At 56.7% G+C, this 18,593-nt stretch carries 13 protein-coding genes; 1 reads left to right on the top strand and 12 read right to left on the bottom strand.

What is annotated here, in order from left to right; translation table 11 throughout:
• Positions 1-23: 23 nt before the first annotated feature.
• The 5 genes from ldtD to cmoM all read right to left on the bottom strand — a co-directional run bounded on the left by ldtD (position 24) and on the right by cmoM (position 9,265).
• A complete protein-coding gene (gene ldtD, locus ACWKXX_RS03335) occupies positions 24-1,847 on the bottom strand; it encodes a L,D-transpeptidase (protein WP_261666330.1) in 1,824 nt (607 codons plus the stop codon).
• 179 nt (positions 1,848-2,026) lie between these two features.
• Positions 2,027-6,475 (bottom strand): chromosome partition protein MukB, encoded by a 4,449-nt coding sequence (mukB, locus tag ACWKXX_RS03330; protein ID WP_261666331.1) that lies wholly within the window; start codon positions 6,473-6,475, stop codon positions 2,027-2,029.
• Positions 6,475-7,179 carry a chromosome partition protein MukE gene (gene mukE, locus ACWKXX_RS03325; protein ID WP_049132609.1) on the bottom strand — a complete coding sequence of 235 codons (705 nt, stop codon included), beginning with the start codon at positions 7,177-7,179 and terminating at the stop codon, positions 6,475-6,477. Before mukE ends, mukB begins: the two co-directional genes overlap by 1 nt.
• Positions 7,160-8,482 (bottom strand): chromosome partition protein MukF, encoded by a 1,323-nt coding sequence (mukF, locus tag ACWKXX_RS03320; protein WP_015570962.1) that lies wholly within the window; start codon positions 8,480-8,482, stop codon positions 7,160-7,162. The genes mukE and mukF overlap by 20 nt, the downstream gene beginning before the upstream one ends.
• Before the next feature lie 3 nt (positions 8,483-8,485).
• A complete protein-coding gene (gene cmoM, locus ACWKXX_RS03315; RefSeq protein ID WP_063158309.1) occupies positions 8,486-9,265 on the bottom strand; it encodes a tRNA uridine 5-oxyacetic acid(34) methyltransferase CmoM in 780 nt (259 codons plus the stop codon).
• Between the two features lie 120 nt (positions 9,266-9,385).
• Here cmoM and elyC point away from each other — a divergent pair, with 120 nt between their 5' ends.
• Entirely contained in the window at positions 9,386-10,165 is a 780-nt protein-coding gene (gene elyC / locus ACWKXX_RS03310; RefSeq protein WP_261666332.1) for an envelope biogenesis factor ElyC, read from the top strand.
• Here elyC and ACWKXX_RS03305 read toward each other — a convergent pair.
• The 7 genes from ACWKXX_RS03305 to ACWKXX_RS03275 all read right to left on the bottom strand — a co-directional run bounded on the left by ACWKXX_RS03305 (position 10,142) and on the right by ACWKXX_RS03275 (position 18,445).
• The gene (locus ACWKXX_RS03305; protein WP_003858216.1) at positions 10,142-11,035 is read right to left on the bottom strand and encodes a YcbJ family phosphotransferase; all 894 of its coding nucleotides are present in this window, start codon (positions 11,033-11,035) and stop codon (positions 10,142-10,144) included. The genes elyC and ACWKXX_RS03305 overlap by 24 nt on opposite strands.
• Before the next feature lie 142 nt (positions 11,036-11,177).
• Positions 11,178-11,924, bottom strand: coding sequence for a 3-deoxy-manno-octulosonate cytidylyltransferase (gene kdsB, locus ACWKXX_RS03300; RefSeq protein WP_261666333.1), 747 nt, complete (start codon positions 11,922-11,924; stop codon positions 11,178-11,180).
• Positions 11,921-12,103, bottom strand: coding sequence for a protein YcaR (ycaR, locus tag ACWKXX_RS03295; protein WP_003858220.1), 183 nt, complete (start codon positions 12,101-12,103; stop codon positions 11,921-11,923). The genes kdsB and ycaR overlap by 4 nt, the downstream gene beginning before the upstream one ends.
• 45 nt (positions 12,104-12,148) lie before the next feature.
• Positions 12,149-13,378, bottom strand: a complete 1,230-nt coding sequence (locus ACWKXX_RS03290) for a winged helix-turn-helix domain-containing protein (RefSeq protein WP_096205417.1) — start codon at positions 13,376-13,378, stop codon at positions 12,149-12,151.
• Between the two features lie 43 nt (positions 13,379-13,421).
• Positions 13,422-14,399 (bottom strand): tetraacyldisaccharide 4'-kinase, encoded by a 978-nt coding sequence (gene lpxK, locus ACWKXX_RS03285; RefSeq protein ID WP_015570966.1) that lies wholly within the window; start codon positions 14,397-14,399, stop codon positions 13,422-13,424.
• On the bottom strand, positions 14,396-16,144 hold the full coding sequence (gene msbA, locus ACWKXX_RS03280; RefSeq protein WP_017693697.1) for a lipid A ABC transporter ATP-binding protein/permease MsbA: 1,749 nt from the start codon (positions 16,142-16,144) through the stop codon (positions 14,396-14,398). Before msbA ends, lpxK begins: the two co-directional genes overlap by 4 nt.
• 36 nt (positions 16,145-16,180) lie before the next feature.
• The gene (locus ACWKXX_RS03275; RefSeq protein ID WP_261666334.1) at positions 16,181-18,445 is read right to left on the bottom strand and encodes a ComEC family protein; all 2,265 of its coding nucleotides are present in this window, start codon (positions 18,443-18,445) and stop codon (positions 16,181-16,183) included.
• Positions 18,446-18,593 lie beyond the last annotated feature (148 nt).

Here is an 18,593-nt window from a genome sequence, read left to right as displayed (position 1 = left end):
TCATTTTTACCGAACTACTTCATTTACCTGATTAATTGTTCCGCTTTTGGCAAAATTTGTGCGCCGGATCGCGCTGTCAGATCATAATTGTAAATATCTGTACGATACTGGGTGCGTCCGTCCGCGCCTACAAACGCCGTCAGATAGTAAAGATTGACCGGAATATTGTGGCGAATATTGACGTAACGCGTATCCCCCTGCTTCAGGGCATCTGATATCCGCGTATCGTTCCAGCCTGCATCCTGCAACAGCATATTCGCCAGCTCGGAGGCCTTGTTCACGCGGACACAGCCCGAGCTGAGCGCGCGTGCATCTTTCTGAAACAGATTATGGTTCGGGGTATCATGCAGGTAGATAGCGTCCGAACTTGGCATATTGAATTTGTAACGTCCCAGCGAGTTATGTGCGCCCGGTGCCTGCTGGAAACGGAACGGCAGGTTCGAAGGCGTAATCGTTGACCAGTCGACCATCCAGGGGTCAATCGCTTCTTTGCTGTTCCAGCCCCGCATCACCGTATAGTTGTGTCGCTCCAGATAACCCGGGTCATTCCAGACCTTAGGCAGGATATCTTTGCGCGCCAGCGTCGGCGGCACGTTCCACGGCGGGTTAACCACCACGTTATTCAGCGCGCTGCTCATCATTGGCGTTTTACGGTCAGGTCGGCCGACAATCACGCGGGACGCCAGCACTTCGCTACCGTCCTGATAGTAGACCAGGGAGTACGCCGGAATGTTGACCATAATGCCGGTGGATAACGTGCCCGGCAGCAAGCGCAAGCGCTGGATATTCAACGCCAGCACCCCTGCCCGCTGGGCCGGAGAGACGTTCAGCCAGTCGCGAGTAGATGGACCAATCACGCCGTCAGCGCCAAGCCCCTGCGCGGCCTGGAACTGCTTCACTGCGGCGACCAGCTCGCGATCGTAAGCGGCGGGCTTATTGCTCAACGCAACGGCCGTTTTCTCTTTTACCGGCGCCGAGGGGCTGACGACCGCATTTTGCGTCTCGTCACCGGGCAGCGCAATTTTAGGGCCGCTGTCAAGAATGCCGGAGCGTTTCATAATTTCGCGGATCGCAGGCACATCGCTGCTCCACTGCCCCGGACGCAGCGTTGTGGTGCCACGCAGCTGAGGCCACGGGCGGGAATCCGCGACCAGCTCAAGAAGCGACTGATGCATCGTGGCATATTGCGGATGGGCAGGCGCAAGGCTTGCGATAAAGCGCGGCAGTTCGCCGTTATCCAGCGACAGCTGCCACTGATTAATGACGGACAGCGCAGGCGTCGCCAGCTTGTACGGTTTACTGCTGTATAACCAGCGGTTGCCGTTCACCGAAATCCCCGCCACAAACTGTAAGTAGCCCATCATGGCATCAGACAGCACCACGTCACGCGCCTGTCCGGTAACGGCAGGGTCGGTCAGGAGCTCAACCCAGGTCGTGAACTGCGGCTGAAAGCCTGAAATCGCCACTTCAGCCAGCTGCTGCTGGAAGGCTCGTACCGCCTCGCGATTTTCCCACATCGGTTTCATATCGCGCGCAGCGTAAAGCAGCGTGAGCTGGTTAATATAAGCGGGAGTATAGCCCGAGGGCAGGCCGGTCATAAGCTGCTGGCGTAATGATTCAGTATCGATGCCTTCCGGCAGCGGTTTAATGCCGGCCATGATGGCCGTCGCCGGAGACTGATCCAGCGGTTGTGACAGCGACGTCGGCTGCGCGCCCATCGTCGCGGAGCTGTCAGTCGGTACAATTTCAGGCTCATCGGCCTGAGCGGTAAACAGTGGAGCAAACATCACTGTCAGGCACAAACTCAGCGCAGACAGCTGACGACCACGATTTTTCTTAAGCAACATCCCTTGCCCCCTGTTTTTCACGACATGCCCATTATTCTGGAGCTTTCCTTCAGTATAGAAAGGCATACTCGCTGCTGCCTTACCTTATGTAAAGAAGTTTAAAGATAACGCAGCCCTGAACACAAGTTAAGTGAATAAAAAAAGCGGCGCATGAGCGCCGCTATTTGTCGCACCCCGGGTTAAGAGGCGTCAGCCGTGCCCGGTAATGACTCCGGTGGCTGCGGGGCGAAACCACGCAGGCCCACGACGTGTACGTGTTCACTGTTCTGGAACACCTTACGCACCAGCTTATAGGTTGTCCCTTTTTCCGGACTGATGTTTTCCGGCGCCGCGATGATGAGCTGCATATCGAGTCGCTCGCAAAGCTCAAACAGCGTGGCGATGGAGCGGGCGTCGAGACGCGCGGCTTCATCGAGGAACAGCAGACGGCATGGCGAGATGTCTTTGCCGCGCAGACGACGCGCTTCATCTTCCCAGCTCTGCACCACCATCACCAGAATCGACATACCGGTACCGATGGCTTCACCGGTAGAGAGCGCACCGGATTCCGCGCGCAGCCAGCCGTCTGAGCCACGGTTAACCTCAACTTCCATTTCCAGATAGTTGCGGTAGTCCAGCAGCTCCTCGCCGATGGTTTGCGGCGTACGCTGGCCCATGTCAATCTGTGGATTCAGACGCTGATATAGCTTCGCCAGCGCTTCGGAGAAGGTCAGGCGGTTACTGTTGAACAGATCCTGATGCTGTTCGTGCTGTTCAGACAACACGTCCAGCAGTGTGGAGTGCGCCTCACGCACGTTCACGTTCAGCCGCACGCTGTTGACCTGGCCAAACGACACGCTTTGCAGGCCCTGGTTCAGCTGACGGATACGGTTCTGCTCGCGCTGAATGGTTTTACGAATAATATTCGCCACGCTGCGGGAGCTGATTGCCAGCTTCTGCTCGCGGGAGGTCAGCTCCTCCGTCAAACGGCCCAGCTCGATCTCCATCTGTTCGATCGCTTCCACCGGATCGTCGGTACGGATGATGTCCTGACGAATACGCTCGCGTAAGTGCTGATAAACCGCCACGAAGAACTGAATTTTGCGCTCAGGACGCTTCGGATCTTCGGACATACGCAGCACGTCGCGCAGGTGTTCGTTATCCGCCACCGCCAGACGCAGCGCGCCCAGCGCCTTATCCGACATAGAGCGCAGTTCATCGGCTGACAGGTACGCCAGCTCGCGACGATGCAGACGACGCTCCACGTTGTTATCTTTCACCATGCGCATCACCGCGCACCACCCCGCCTTCGCGGTCACAACCTGTTCACGCATCTCATGATAGTCACGCTCCAGCTTGCGCAGGCGTCGCGTCAGGTTGTCCATCTCTGCTTCACAGAAGGTCAGCGCTTTTTCCAGCTGATTACGACGCGCGCGGTTGTTACTGAGCTGAGCATGCAGTTCATCGCGGCGAATACGCGCCCGCTCTTCTGCACCGCTGTCGGCGCGAACGCCGATGTCCTGCAACTCTTTATGCAGATCGTTTAACAGCTCTTTCTTGGTGTCGAAGGAGCTTTTCAGCGAGGCCATGACTTGGCTGTACTGGCTCAGCTGTGCGGCGTGAGTACGCATCGCTTCACGGGCGCGCGTACGCTCTGCTTCGGCCTGCTCAAGACGCTCGCGCAGCTTTTCATTAAGATCACTGTTCCCGCTCAGCATTTCTGCTGAATCGGAGTAGCCGAAGTGTGCGCGACGTTGCACTACTTCCGTCAGGGCAAACGCCTGCTGACGCGCTTCGCGCTGCACCTGCTGTGACCAGGCGTAATCTTCTTTTAACTGCTCAAACTGTTCCGGGTCGCTCTGGAGAACGGAAACCATCGGCTCCAGTTTTGCCAGCTGATTGCCGTGCTGCTGCACAAAGCGCGCCGCTTCCTGCGCTTCGTCCAGACGTTCCTGAATTTCGTCCACGCGGTCGGCGAGCGTATCGTCCGCCAGCAGGTTCAGGCGCGGCAGGATGCGGTTAAGGGCCGCAACGCCCTCTTTCGCCTGCTCGAACTGCACGCGGCTTTGCTGGTTGTCATTTTCATGGCTGGCAAGCGCACGCTCCAGCTCACCACGGCGGGTGTTGAGCTTGCGAATTTCAGCTTCCGGATCGGGCTCAAAGGCAACGCCCAGGTGGCTGCCGATAAAGCGGCTGAACGCCTGATGCAGACGCTGCGTTTTTTGAACATCAAACGACAGGGTTGCAAAACGTTCAGAAAGCGTTTCGCGCTCGGCGTGCAGGCTTTCAATACGGTTTTCACGCGCGGCGCGGCCAAACAGCGGCAGTTCCGGGAAGCGCGAATAGCGCCACTGGCGATCGGCGATTTTCACCACCACCGCTTTTTCCAGCTCGTCGACGCTGAATACGCTGTCATCAAACGACTGCGGATCCCCTTCGATGAGGTAGAGATCTTCCGGGCAGTCTTCCAGCCCTGCAAGCTGGTCAGAAATCAGCGACAGATCCGGCACCACAATCGCGTTACGGGATGGACCGTACAGCGCGGAGAAGTACGGCGCATCGTCCAGGCCGACATCGTCGTAAATTTCAGACAGCAGCACGCCGCCGAAACGCTCGGCTAAGGCATTCAGGCGCGGATCTTCTGAGCCGCCAGGCTGGCTTAAACGCTCAATCTCTGCATCGACGTCACGCTTGCGCGCACCCACTTCGTCACGCTCAACAATCGCTTCACGCTCGCGCTCCAGCAGCTGTTGCATGTATTCGGTGACGTCCTGGCTGGAGGAAAACTCCTGGCCACACTGTTCGCTGAGCTGGTTCAGGCTGCTTTGTGCAGCCAGCCAGATCGGCGCACGCTGTAAGAGCGTCTTCGAACGCGACTGAAGCTGTTCCAGCTCCTGACGCAGCGTCATGCGCTGTTCGCTGGCGTTCGATACGGTATCCGACAGGGCCGCAATACGCGCTTCCAGCTCCTGGTTCAGGGCCTCAAGCTCGTCGAAATCGTAATTTTTACCCTGACGCTTGCAGAATTCCGCCAGCAGACGCTCGGCTTCCTGCTGTTCACGCAGACGCTGTTCCAGCTCGTTCAGGCGCATGCGCAGCGGCTGCACCTGTTCGGCCAGATGGCGTTGATTGACGCCGTCGCGCAGCAGCTCACGGGCAACGTCCCACGCTTCGTTACGCGCCAGCGGACCGTTGATCGCCACCACCAGCTGGTACGCCTGCTCAAACTGGCTATGCGCCGTTTGCGCCACGCTCATTTTCTGATCGAGAGAAAGCAGTTTCTCAGTGGCTTCCTGCTCTTTGGCCTGGAAGGTATCCAGCCATTCGTCAGCGCTTTCCGGGGTCAGGTCCGGCAGATGGCACAGCTCTTTGGCACGCTGCAACGCCTGCAACGCCTGGTTGTACTGAATCGCACGCGTCTGCTGCACGTCCAGCGCCTGCTGGTAATCAGCAAGCTGGCTTTTCAGCTCATCCACTTCCAGCTCGGCGGCTTCCGCGCGGGCTTCGTTCTCTTCCTGCAAATCGGCGGCTTCGGCCACCACTTCATTTTGCTCTTCAAGACGAATTTGCAGCTCATCCAGATCGGCTTCATAGCGCTCGATTTTTTCCTGCTGACGCAGCGCGGTCTGTACCAGGTTCAGGTGATCGCTGGCCGCCTGGTAATCGGCTTCCAGATCCCCTTCCGCACCGTTGTGCTCGCCCAGTTCGCGCGCCATTTCGACATGCTTATACTGCTCAGCCACCAGCTGTTTGCGGGAGGTAAACAGCTCGCGGCGGTATTCCAGCGCCTGATCGAGATGAATACGGCGCTCGTTGGCGTGGCGCATATAGTCCGCCGCCACGTAGTTGGTGGCTTCGCTGATCAGGTGCTTAAACAGGTCGCGGTCAGACTGTGTGACGCGAATCGCTTCCAGCGTCATGCGGTTTTCACGCAGCGCGGCTTCCATATCCTGGAAGGCCTTACGCACGCCGCTGTTTTCCGGCAGCAGGTAGTCGCGCAGGGAGCGAGTAATGGCGCTGGAGATACCGCCGTACAGGGAGGCTTCAATCAGACGGTAGTATTTACTACGATCTGACGCGCTGCGCAGACGACGGGCTACCACACCGAGATCGAACATCAGAGAGTGGTAGTCGGTAATGGAGTTAAACTGCTTAAACTGCACGCCTTCGATAGCTTCCAGCTTGTCTTTCAGCTCCTGGAGCGTGAGGACGCGCGCCTGACGTTCATTCAGGGTTTCCGTCAGCAGCGCGGTCGGCTGTACGGAGGTTGGTAGTCCCTGGATCGCAAACGGTTTGATATCTACTTTACGGTCGCGGCCAGCAACCTGTTGCAGACGCACGCCTACAACCACGCGCTGATGGCGGGAGTTGATCACGTCCAGCACTGAATAACAGACGCCCGCTTTCAGCTTACCGTGCAGACCTTTATCACGAGAGCCGCTCGTGGCGCCCGCTTCAGTGGTGTTACGGAAGTGCAGCAGGGTCAGGTCAGGGATCAGCGCCGTCACGAAGGCCGCCATGGTGGTGGATTTACCCGCCCCGTTACCGCCGGAGAGCGTTGTCACCAGCTCATCCAGATCGAATGTTCGGGCAAAGAAGCCGTTCCAGTTGATCAGCGTTAGTGAGCGAAATTTACCGCGTTCAATCATTACTCTTCCTCCCCGCTATCCGGCTGATTCTCTTCGTGCTCGTCATTGAGCTGCAAATGGTTTTCCACCGGCATCGCTTCACCGTCACGGATCATGCGCAGCTGCGCTTCACGCGCATCGTCACCCGCACGCACGTCGGCGCCAAAACGGAAGACCGATTCGGTAATACGGAACTTGCTGCTGTCGTGACCCATGAACCAGACCATTCCCAGACGGCGCAGACGGTTCAGGGAAGAGCGAACTTTTTCCTGTAATTTCTGACGGTCCAGATCGGACCCCGTTGAGCGGTTATTCACCAGCTTGAGCAGCTTGCTTTCATCCGCCAGCGACAGCAGCTCATCGTAAAGCTCCTGCTGGGTGAAGATCCCTTCATTCGCCAGACGTTCCGGGCTGAGATAGAGGTAGCAGAGAATTTTGCCGACCATCATATCCAGTTCGGAAAGCACCGAGCGCGGAATAAGCGTGGTAGAGCGCGGACGCAGGTAGAAAAACCCTTCCGGCGCGCGGATCAGCTCAACGTTATAGCGAGCGTAAAACTCTTCCAGGTACTCCTGAAAGTCCATCAAAAAGGCGTGATTATCCAGCTCGTCAAGGCCAATGTGACGACCGGCACGCAGCTGGCTGTCCAGCGCCGGAAACAACGGATTCGCCAGCGCCTGTGCCAGCTTAACTGGCATCACGTTTTCAATATTTGTCAATGACATGCGCCTGTACCTTGGCTCCGTAATCGTTAATCGGCTGCCACTTCGGCGGCAGTCCGGTGAAATCGGCTTGTGCGATGCCCAGGCGCACCGCCTGGTCTACAACAATGCGGGCAACATCGAAGTGGCGCGCGCGCGGATACTGCGCCAGATAGTCGCGTACCACGAGGCCAAGATCCAGCGGTGCTTGTCTGGTTTTGTAGACAGCGAGCTGTTCTTCGATCATCGCCGCAAGCTGCTCGCGAATTTCGTTAAATTCTTCGTATTCCAGATCCGGCGGCAGTTCACCGGTGACCTCTTCATCACGCAGCGCCATCTCTTCGTCGCGCATATCCAGCAGACGATCGGCGTTGGCGTAGGTCAGCGCCCACGGCGCATCGAAATAGGTCTGTACCGACTGGCGCAGACGTTGAGCAAAGACGCGATTCTTATCCATATCGATGGCGGTACGGATAAATTTATGCACGTGGCGGTCGTAACCGATCCACAGGTCGATCGACTGCTGGCCCCAGCTGATAATGCGGTCAAGCTTGCTCTGCAAATCAAACACCAGACGGTCGATAAAATGCAGATCGTCGTGCGCCATCGTCGCGTCCTGAATGCGTAGCAGATTAGCCTGTAGCTTATCTCCCGCCGCCTCCAGCGTATCCTGCAACTCACGCAGCGTACCGGACGTTTCTGACAGCAAGAGTTCACAGCTGGAGATGGCCGCACGCCAGTCTTTATTAAGCAGTTGAGCGATATCGTCTTTCACCTGCTGCTGCTGTTCGTCCATCAGACGTTGAGTCAGATCGATACTGTCGAAAATCTCGGCAACCGAATATTTCAGCGGCGCGTAAACGTTGCGATGCCAGTGGAATTCGTCACCGTTTTCATCAGCCGCGTCAGCGGCACGCTTCAGCTCGCCTGCAACAATAGAGAGCTGCATGGAGAGACGCAGCGTGGAAAATTCGCGCTGGCGGATGTAATAGTCGGTAATGCCAATACCCAGTGGCGTAAGACGATAGATGGCGTTTCCTTCCGCCTGCTCGCTGGTAAAGCGGTTCAGCAGACGTTGACGCACCATATCATTGATTGCGTTGTTGGCACGCACGCTAATGGTTTCGCTGGTTTGCTCAAACGCATCACTGACGTGGCGGAACGCATCCACCAGTTCGCCTTCACTCATTTCGCCATCCAGGCGTTCGCCGTTTAGCGTCGCAACCGCCAGCAGGAATGAGAGTCTGTCTACCGGCAGCGAGATGGAGAAATCGTTTTTCCTGGCCCAGGCAACCAGTTCGGGGACTGTCTGGGAAAATTCACTCATAGATTATCCTTGCATCTGCGGCTTGCGCGCGGTGACGTGTATATAGCGGCCAAGGCTCAGATAAGGCTCCTGGCGGCAGTACCGCGTCTCTATTTCTGTTAAGGCGTCTAAACAGTCATCCTGTTTTTGTTTATCACGCAGATAATCATGAAACACCCTCACGCCGGTTTTGCCGGTAATTTCCCAACCGATCTCCTCCAGCCAGCCATAGACCTGCTGCGGTTCACGGGGGAAATCCGGTGAAAGCGTGCGTCGTTTCTTTTTATACATGCCCTGCTGTACATAGCCAAAATTGCCGACCAGCACGTTTCGCATTAGCAGGCCGTTGGCATTGTAAAACATCAGCGATAACGCACCGCCCGGGCGCAACATCGACCACAGCGTCTTTAACATCGCTTGTGGTTCGGCGATCCATTCGAGCACAGCATGAAACAATATCAGATCAACCTGCGTTTCCAAATGCTGCGGAATGTCCTGAGCGGCGCAATGTATAAAATGCATGTTGTCGCTCACACCTTTCTCTTCTGCCGCTCGCCCTGCGCGCGCAACCATCTCGGCAGAAAGATCGCAAAGCGTGACGTGATGTCCCCGCTGCGCCATCAGAATTGCAGTCTGACCTTCCCCACCACCGGCATCCAGCACGCGCAACGGTCGGCCACCGAATTCAGCCAGCAGCTTGTCCAGATCCTGCCAGAGGATCGTCTGACGAAGCTGACCTTTGGTGGTGCCATAAATGTTGCGCGAAAACTTTTCCGCGATGTCATCAAAATTGCGATCCCGCATTGGGAGGGTTCCACTCACTACAAAACCGCTATTTTGTCACACCCGCGCGGAGAATGAACCACTCTGGTGTAATATCACCGACAATCGCCTGCTGTATGGTTAAAAAAGGAACCAAAAAGGATGCTTTTTACCCTAAAAAAATATATCGGAGGCATGATGCTTCCCCTTCCCCTGCTGTTGCTTCTCATCGCGCTGGGGCTGGCATTGATATGGTTTAGCCGCTTTCAGAAAAGCGGTAAATCCCTCGTTACCGTGGGCTGGCTGGCGCTGCTGTTACTCAGCCTGCAACCGGTCGCTGACGGTTTATTACGTCCGATTGAAAACACCTACCCGGCATGGCAGGGAAATCAGAAGGTGGGCTATATCGTCGTGCTGGGCGGCGGGTATACCTGGGATCCGAACTGGGCGCCCAGCTCGAACCTGATCAACAACAGCCTGCCGCGCCTGAACGAGGGGATCCGCCTGTGGCTGGCCAATCCTGGATCGAAGATGATCTTCACGGGCGCTGCGGCAAAAACCAACCCGGTCAGTACCGCTGAAGCAGGAGCAAGAGTGGCTGAATCGCTTGGCGTACCACGTTCCGCCATCATCACGCTGGATAGCCCAAAAGATACCGAAGAAGAGGCGGCGGCGGTGAAACAGGCCATCGGTGATGTACCGTTCCTGCTGGTGACCTCTGCTTCACACCTGCCGCGCGCAATGATTTTCTTTGAGAAGCAGGGCCTGCATCCGCTTCCTGCTCCGGCAAACCAGATGGCTATTGACGCCCCGCTCAATCCGTGGGAACGGATAATCCCGTCCCCGGTATGGCTGATGCACAGCGATCGCGTCGGCTACGAGACGCTTGGCCGCCTCTGGCAGTGGCTCAAAGGTTCGTCAGGCAAGCCAGGGCAGGAGTGATTTTGCGGCCAGATCGAAACTGGCGCGATTAAAGCGCCCGGTGTTGACCAGCTGCGCCACCTCATCCCAGAGAAGATAGAGCCAGCGTCGCCAGAGAAAGGCCTCCGCAACAGGGGCGCGCTGAAGATAGTGCCAGAGCAAATCTTCCGCCGCCCCGCCCTCGCTCAGCCTGAACAGTTCGTACTCGCGCGGCGCCCAGAGCATGATCCCCGGCCCGACCATCGCCAGCAGCTGGTCGCTGCGCGAGTCTTTAAGCATACTGCGCAGCGTGAAATTGCCGTGAACCAGCACGCAGTTGTCGTTAAAGCCCTCAAACAGCGTCGGCAGACACTCCCGGGTGCGGAATAAAATACGTTTGTCCTGCATCGTTAAACCGGTGTTGTTGAACTGGTTCAGCGTGCCCCACAGCACTTCAACACGCTGGCGATACCACAGCGGCCACAGGTTTTCCTGCGTGCTGTCCACCGCGCCAACAAGACCCCGGCTGTCCTGCCGATGCCAGGCAAGCAGAGCCTCGACAATCTGATCTTTCAGCTGTTCCCAGCGCTCCGGTGTACGCGTCGGGGCTTCAACAGAAACCCCGCGTAAACGCTCGATAAGCAGAACATCCGGGCCGGGATGCTCCTCATGGGTCATCACGCCGTAGACCGTCGGCATGCGGACAGTCCCTTCCCGCGCCAGCATCGACATTTTCCAGGCCAGCTGTCTGGCGACGCCCGGCGAGGTAAAACTTCTGGCCATCAGCGGCATGGGGTTTCCCTGACTGTCGTACAACGACCAGAGTGCGGTATCGGCCTTTTCATTCACGCATTCCACCCGGCTTAGCTTTTCGCCAAGGAGATGGCTGAGTTCAGCACGCAGCTGTTCCATATGAGATTACCCCCATTAAGACTACTGCTTTTATAATGAGCGCGCGAAACCCGGATGTCACCCGGTAGAGATCAATAATGAAAAAGAAAAGGAAAATAGCCTGGCGGGAGAGCATCCCCCCAGACGAGGGGATGCCAGCGAATTAACGCATTTCGACGCGTACGCGCTCGAGATCTTCAGGGGTATCCACGCCGGTGCCTGGGATTTCCTGGGCAACCGCAACGTGAATTTTCTCGCCGTACCACAGCACGCGAAGCTGTTCGAGCATTTCAATATGCTCCAGCGGGCTTGGTGCCCAGGCGACGTAGCGACGAATAAAGCCGGCGCGGTAGCCGTAAATACCGATGTGGCGCAGGAAGGTTTCGCCGATTGTCTCTTTCGATTGCGCGAAACGATCGCGATTCCACGGAATGGTGGCGCGGGAGAAATAGAGCGCGTAGCCCTCTGCGTCCATGACCACTTTCACCGCATTCGGATTGAACGCCTCTTCAGCGTGGTGAATCGGCACCGCGAGGGTCGCCATCCCGACCTGACGCTGTGCCAGGTTGTCGGCCACCTGACGGATAATCGCCGCCGGGATCATCGGCTCATCGCCCTGCACGTTCACAATCACCGTCTCGTCGCTGAAACCGCATTTTTCGACGACTTCCGCCAGGCGCTCGGTGCCTGACTGATGATCGGCACGGGTCATGCACACTTCCCCACCCGCGGCCTCAACCGCGCGCGCAACATCCGGGTGATCGGTGGCGACGATGACGCGTCCGGCGCCCGATTCGCGTGCCCGTTCAAGGACATGCACAATCATCGGTTTGCCATTGATATCCACCAGCGGTTTACCTGGCAGGCGCGTTGAAGCATAACGCGCAGGGATAATGACAACAAAACTCATGGTTTGATCTCTTCTGCCACCAGGGAACGGGCTTCATTTTCCAGCAGGACCGGAATACCGTCACGCAGCGGGAACGCCAGGCTGTCCAGTTTGCAAATCAGCTCTTGTTTATCCTGGCTGTAATACAGTTTGCCGTTGCACACCGGGCAGGCAATAATTTCAAGTAAACGGTGATCCATAGTTCCTCCGTATGGGTAATCGCTAAAGCTTATCACATTCCCTTTTCAGGGAGTGCCTGTTTCCCAGCCACCTCGACAGGTCGTAAACAGCCCCGCAGGCACGCGACCGAGTACAATTTCATGCGCCCCCTGCCAGCGCGCAAATTCACTGAGCGCAGTCGTTAACCCTTTTTCCAGGCCAGCCGTCACCTTTATGCCCTCTTCAAGCCAGAGCGCGATAATTTCAAGCATGCCGGTTTTACGGTGCATTTTAGCGTCCATGCGCCCGACTAGCTGGCCTTTGTGCAGCAGCGGCAAAACAAAATAACCATACTGCCGCCTGGGCGCCGGAGTGTAGCATTCCAGACGGTAGCTGAAATTAAACAACTGCCCGGCCCGCTTTCTGTCCCAGACAACGGGGTCGAACGGCGACAGCACGGCACTGTGGGTCGCCTGGAGTTTGCCCTCCTGCGCCTGCGCCAGCAGAGGGAACAAATCCGCATGCAACCACATTTCACCTAACGACTCTACCGAGACCGGCATGACGCGCTGTTCGCGCTGCCACGATTCCAGCAGTGGTTTTAGCTGCGGCTGACGCAGACGATAATAATCCGCCAGCCACTGTGGACGGAAGATGCCAAGGCTGCGGGCGCTATTCCCGAGCATGATGGCTTCGGCAGCGTCCTTAGACAGCAGGTCACGCGTATCGTCCCAGTGAGGCATAACGCGGTGTGTGAGGTCATAGACGCGCTGAAAGTTGCGACGCTCGACCACCATCACTTTGCCCGACGTAAACAGCCCTTCAAGATGGCGTTTGTGCGGTTTCCACTCCCACCATCCGCTTGCGCCTTTTCGCGGGTGTTCAAAATCCGCGGAGCGTACCGGCCCGTTTTCCTGAATATGGGCAATCAGTTGCTCTATTTCATCCGCGTGTTCCACCATCCACTCCTGACGGTATTTCCAGCCCATTTTGTCCGGGGCGAGCATGCGGTGACGCACCAGTGCAAAATCGCTGCGCGGGAGAAAACAGGCTTCATGCGCCCAGTATTCCATCAGTTCGCCCTGACTTAGCGCATTATCCAGCCACTGCGGAGGATAGTTTCCCAGGCGGCTAAACAGGACCAGATACGGGCTACGCGCCACGATGTTAATGGTGTCGATTTGCAGCAACGACATGCGTTGCACGGTAGAGAGGATATCAGCTGGCTGCGCACGGCGGCGGGGCTTTTTCAGAAGCCCCTGGGCGGCAAGATGCAGGTTTCGTGCGGCTGCAAGTGAGAGTTGCGGTAGAGACATGCGTTTTCCTGTCAGTCAAAGCGCCACCGGAACCGCGTAGAAGTTACTGCACTAACGCGAGCAGTTCCTTGAGCAAATGTTCCGGCTGTTCGCCGCTGAGTTCAGCGTCAACCGGCAGATACCACCAGTTTTCTTTCGCAAAGGCCCGGCATTTTACCGCGTCTTTTTCCGTCATGATCAGCGTCTGGCCCGGCGCTGCCAGCCTTTCAACCTCTTCGGCAACTAACGCCTGGTGATCGGCGAGCGGCACCCGTTTATCAAGCTTTGCGCCGCACTGCTCCAGCGTTGCGAAGAAACGCGGCGGATGACCTATACCGGCCATCGCAACCAGATGTTCCAGTTGCGCGACGTCTTTACGCACGCCGGTCAACATATTCACGGCCTGTCCGGGACGAAGATGCATCGGGATTTCGCCCGCTCTGGCTTCACCACCGTTTACAATCACAGCATCGACGCTCTTCAGGCGCGACGCACGCTCACGCATTGGACCGGCTGGCAGCCACCAGCCGTTGCCAAAACGCCGCACGCCGTCAATGACCACGATCTCTTTGTCACGCGCCAGCGCGTAATGCTGCAAACCATCATCGGTAATAACGATTTGTACGTCATGCTCCGCAAGCAGTGCCTTCACGGCATCACTGCGCACCGGCGATACCGCAACCGGCGCGCCGGTACGCTGGTAAATCAGTACCGGCTCATCACCGGCTTCAGCGGTTGTCGTAGCTGGGCTCAGCACCAGTGGATACTGCGCCGCTTTACCACCGTAACCGCGTGAGACAACTCCCGGGCGGATACCGCGTTTATGGAGCTGTTCTACCAGCCAGATCACCACCGGGGTTTTGCCGTTTCCACCCGCCGTCAGGTTGCCGACCACCACCACCGGTACCGGTGCGCGCCAGGCGCGCTTGATCCCGAGGCGGTAAAGCAGACGAATAGCACCGCTCACCAGGCCATACAGCCAGGAGAGCGGGAGAAGCAGCACCCACAGAGGGGATTCACCCGACCAGATGCGTGCAATCATTGACCGAACTGCATTTTATGAAGCTGCGCGTAAACACCACGCTGTTCCAGCAGGTCCGCATGGCTGCCGCGTTCAACGATCACGCCATCTTCCACCACCACGATTTCGTCAGCCTGTTCGATGGTCGACAGACGGTGCGCAATAACCAGCGAGGTACGGTTTTTCTGTAATTCATCCAGAGCAGACTGGATAGCGCGTTCAGATTCCGTATCCAGTGCGGACGTTGCTTCATCGAGGATCAGAATCGGGCTGTTGCGCAGCAGCGCACGGGCAATCGCGATACGCTGACGCTGACCACCTGAGAGCAGCACCCCGTTTTCGCCAATGATCGTATCCAGACCGTTATCCATTTTGTTAATGAAGTCCATTGCATAGGCCATACGCGCCGCATTCTCAATCTCTTCACGGCTGTACTCTTCGGTACGGGCATACGCAATGTTGTTCGCCACTGTATCGTTGAACAGATGCACGTTCTGCGAGACCAGCGCGACCTGGTTACGCAGCGACTGGAGGGTATATTCCCGCAGGTCGTGACCATCAAGCAGGATCTCGCCCTGGTCGATATCGTAGAAACGGGTAATCAGGCTGGCAATGGTCGACTTGCCCGAACCGGAACGACCGACCAGCGCAACGGTTTTACCCGCCGGGATGGACAGGCTGATATCACGCAGCGCCGGCACTTCGCGGCCTGGATAGGTAAAGGTGACGTTACGGAATTCCAGGTCGCCTTTAGCGCGCTCGATCACGCGTGTACCTTCATCTTTTTCCTGTTCGGAATCGAGGATGCTGAACAGCGTCTGACAGGCTGCCATCCCGCGCTGGAACTGGGCGTTGACGTTAGTCAGCGATTTCAGCGGACGCATCAGCGCAATCATGGATGAGAACACCACCGTAATGGTACCCGCAGTCAGGGTTTCCATGACGCTCGGGAAACTGGCGGCATACAGGACGAAGGCCAGGGCCAGAGAGGCAATCAGCTGAATGATCGGATCGGAAATCGACGAGGCCGATACCATTTTCATTCCTTGCAGGCGCATTCTGTTGCTGACCTTGTCAAAGCGTTTGGTTTCGACTTCCTGACCGCCGAAAATCAACACTTCCTTATGGCCTTTCAGCATCTGCTCGGCGCTGGTAGTCACCTGCCCCATCGTATTCTGCATATTTTTACTGATGTTGCGAAAACGCTTTGATACCACGCGGATCGCGATGGAGACAATCGGCGCCAGCACAATAAGGATCAGCGACAGTTGCCAGCTGTAATAGAACATCATCGCGAACAGGCCGATGATGGATGCGCCTTCACGCACAACGGTAATCAGTGCGCTGGAAGAGGACGACGCCACCTGCTCTGAATCGTAGGTAATACGCGACAGCAGGGTGCCGGTTGACTGTTTGTCAAAGAATGAGACCGGCATCCCCATCATATGACTGAATAATCGACGGCGCATGGTCATCACCACTTTACCGGATACCCAGGAGATGCAGTAGCTGGATACATAGCTGGAGATTCCGCGTAAGATCATCAGCCCAATAACCACCAGCGGCATCCATAGCAGCACTGAACGATCCGTTTTACCGAAACCGTCATCCAGTAACGGTTTGAGAAGCGATAACATAAACGTATCGCTGGCTGCGTTGAGGATTAACGCTACGCCCGCCACGATCAAGCCTGTTTTGAAAGGAGCAATCATCGGCCAGAGCCGGCGGAACGTTTGCCACGTGGAGAGATCTTTGTCGTTATGCATTCAAAAAACCAGCATTTGTTGAAATAGCCGCATATTCTACCCGTTATCTACGGGCGCGCCAAACCACTGATGATACCAACGCGGTAAATAGTGTTCGCGTAAGCGACGAATTTGCCGACTATGGTGCGAAAAGGTCACAGATATCTGCCCGGAATGCGGGGTATCAAGCCAGAGATATCCCTCCGTTCGATAGCGCCGGACCACTTCAATAGAAGGGAAACGCCACGCGTTATAGCGAGCCATCGAGGCCAACGAAACCTGCCCCTCTACGCGCTGTAGCAACGGTGTTGAAGATGACGTGTTACTTCCATGATGCGGCACCTGGATCAGTGTAGACGCAAGCTGACGCCAGCGATGGCTTAGCATTGCCAGTTCTGCCTGCGCTTCAATGTCTCCGGTCAGTAACACGCTCTGTTCGCCGTCATCGATTTTTACCACACAGGAGCGGTTGTTACCTTTCGCCGAGGTGTTTTCGGGTGGCCAGTGCACGGAGAACGTTAAACCCTGCCACTGCCATCGCTGTCCTCGAAAGCACGGAAGATGTCCGGACCAGGATAAGGGGCTCCTGATCCACATTGCGGACCAGGCAGCTTTTAGCGATGCCAGTCCCCCCGCGTGGTCGAGATGTTCATGGCTCAGGATCACCCCTTCCGGTTTCAGATGATGCCAGCGTAGCCAGGGGATAATCAGCTGCTGCGCACTGTCCCCACCGGGCCATGCCAGCCCGGTGTCATACAGAATGGCCTTCCCGTGACGCTCAATGACCATCGCCAGCCCCTGCCCTACATCCAGCATATGCAGGGACCAGCTGTCTGTTTTAACCCTGTGCCAGAGGGGAAAGGCCAGCACCACGCTGCCTGCCAGACAGACTGCGGGGGCTGCGCTGAAGGCCCTGAATCGCCAGCCAATGACCAGCAGCCACGGCAGTAACGTCAGGTATTGCCAGCGTTCATCAACGTCCTGCCAGCCATTCGGTAAACGCATCAATAGCCAGAAAAGCCCTGCCAGAGATTTATCGGCAGCCAGCCAGACGATACTTTCCAGCGCAGCGACCGGAAACAGATGCAGAAACATGCCGAGCAGGATCAGCGGAACTGAGATGAAAGTGACCAGGGGAACGGCAAACAGGTTCGCCACCAGCGAGGAGAGACTGAAACCATGGAAAATCAGGACCTGAAGCGGCAACAGAAGCAGCAGCATTCCGACCTGCAAATACACTAGCGTCGCCAGCGACCGCAGGCACCGGCCACGTTGCCAGTGCGGGAGAGGCAACCACTGATACCAAAAAATAAGCGCGGCGACCGCAAACGCTGACAACGCCAGGCTTTGTGACAGTACCGCCAGTGGATCGAAAAACAGGATCGCCGCCACGCAGGTAAGCCATACCTGCCAGGGCGACCACTGGCGACCACTCATTTTTAATGCAGCCAGTACCGCAAGCGCGTTAACCGTACGCAGCGCGGGCGGCTGCAAGCCCGTTAGCCATGCGTAAAAGGCGGCAAAAATCAGCCCTGTCAGCAAGGGGATTTGCCAGATAATCCAGCGGCCCGGCAGGAAGAACTGGATGCCCCGCGCCAGAAACCATATTACAGAAGCGGCCAGCGCAATATGCAATCCTGAGATTGCCATCAGATGCATCGTTCCGGTATCACGCATCAGGTTTTTTATCTCCCGCGAGACCGACAGCCGCTCCCCCATCCCCAACCCCAGGATCACGGGTCCCCACTGATATGCTGAAAGAGTATTCTGTAGTGATGTCAGGTATTGCGCACGCAGACTACAGCGTTCGTCAACGAGCGCCGCATGGGTAAACCGTCCACTCAGCGTCTGGTGTCGGGCAAAGGCATTTTTCTGTGAATCATAGCCGCCATCGTTGAGTTCTCCGTGTACCGCCCTGAGCCGCAGGGTCATTGCCCAGCGTTGACCCACGCAGACGTTTTGCGGCAGATAGTTGCCATACAGCGCCACGCCCATGGCAGCCCATACGCGTTCTCCATTGAGGCTGACAATCCTTCCCTGATGCATCGTTGCGCCGTCCGTTGCGGTAATGACCACCTCGGACTGCTGCGGTGCTTGCGTTAAATAGTTCATCGGCCATACGCTTTCCTGAGCGGCCAGGATCCCCCAGCACATAAAAAGCAATGTGAGGCCTGAAAACCTGAGCCATTTTCTCTGCTGTACGGATAACGCAATTCCTGCGGCAATCAGCAACCAGACAAGATGCAAATCTGGCAAAACGGGTAACCAATAGAGCGGGATTATGGCCAGAGTGGCGCACATACTGATAACGTGGATCCCCATCTTCACCTCCATGTTTCAGGCGATTATGCGGCGGGACTGATGCGTCGTCAGACAGAAAAAACGTGATTTACAGCGGGCGCTGCAACGTTTTTAAGCGTTTACAGCAAAGAGAAAATTTAAATGCGGCGCGTATTCAGAAATGCAGGGG

This window comes from Enterobacter sp. UPMP2061 (assembly GCF_053709615.1).
Note: the sequence above shows the minus strand (reverse complement) of the source record. Positions and strands in the feature narration are given on the sequence as shown.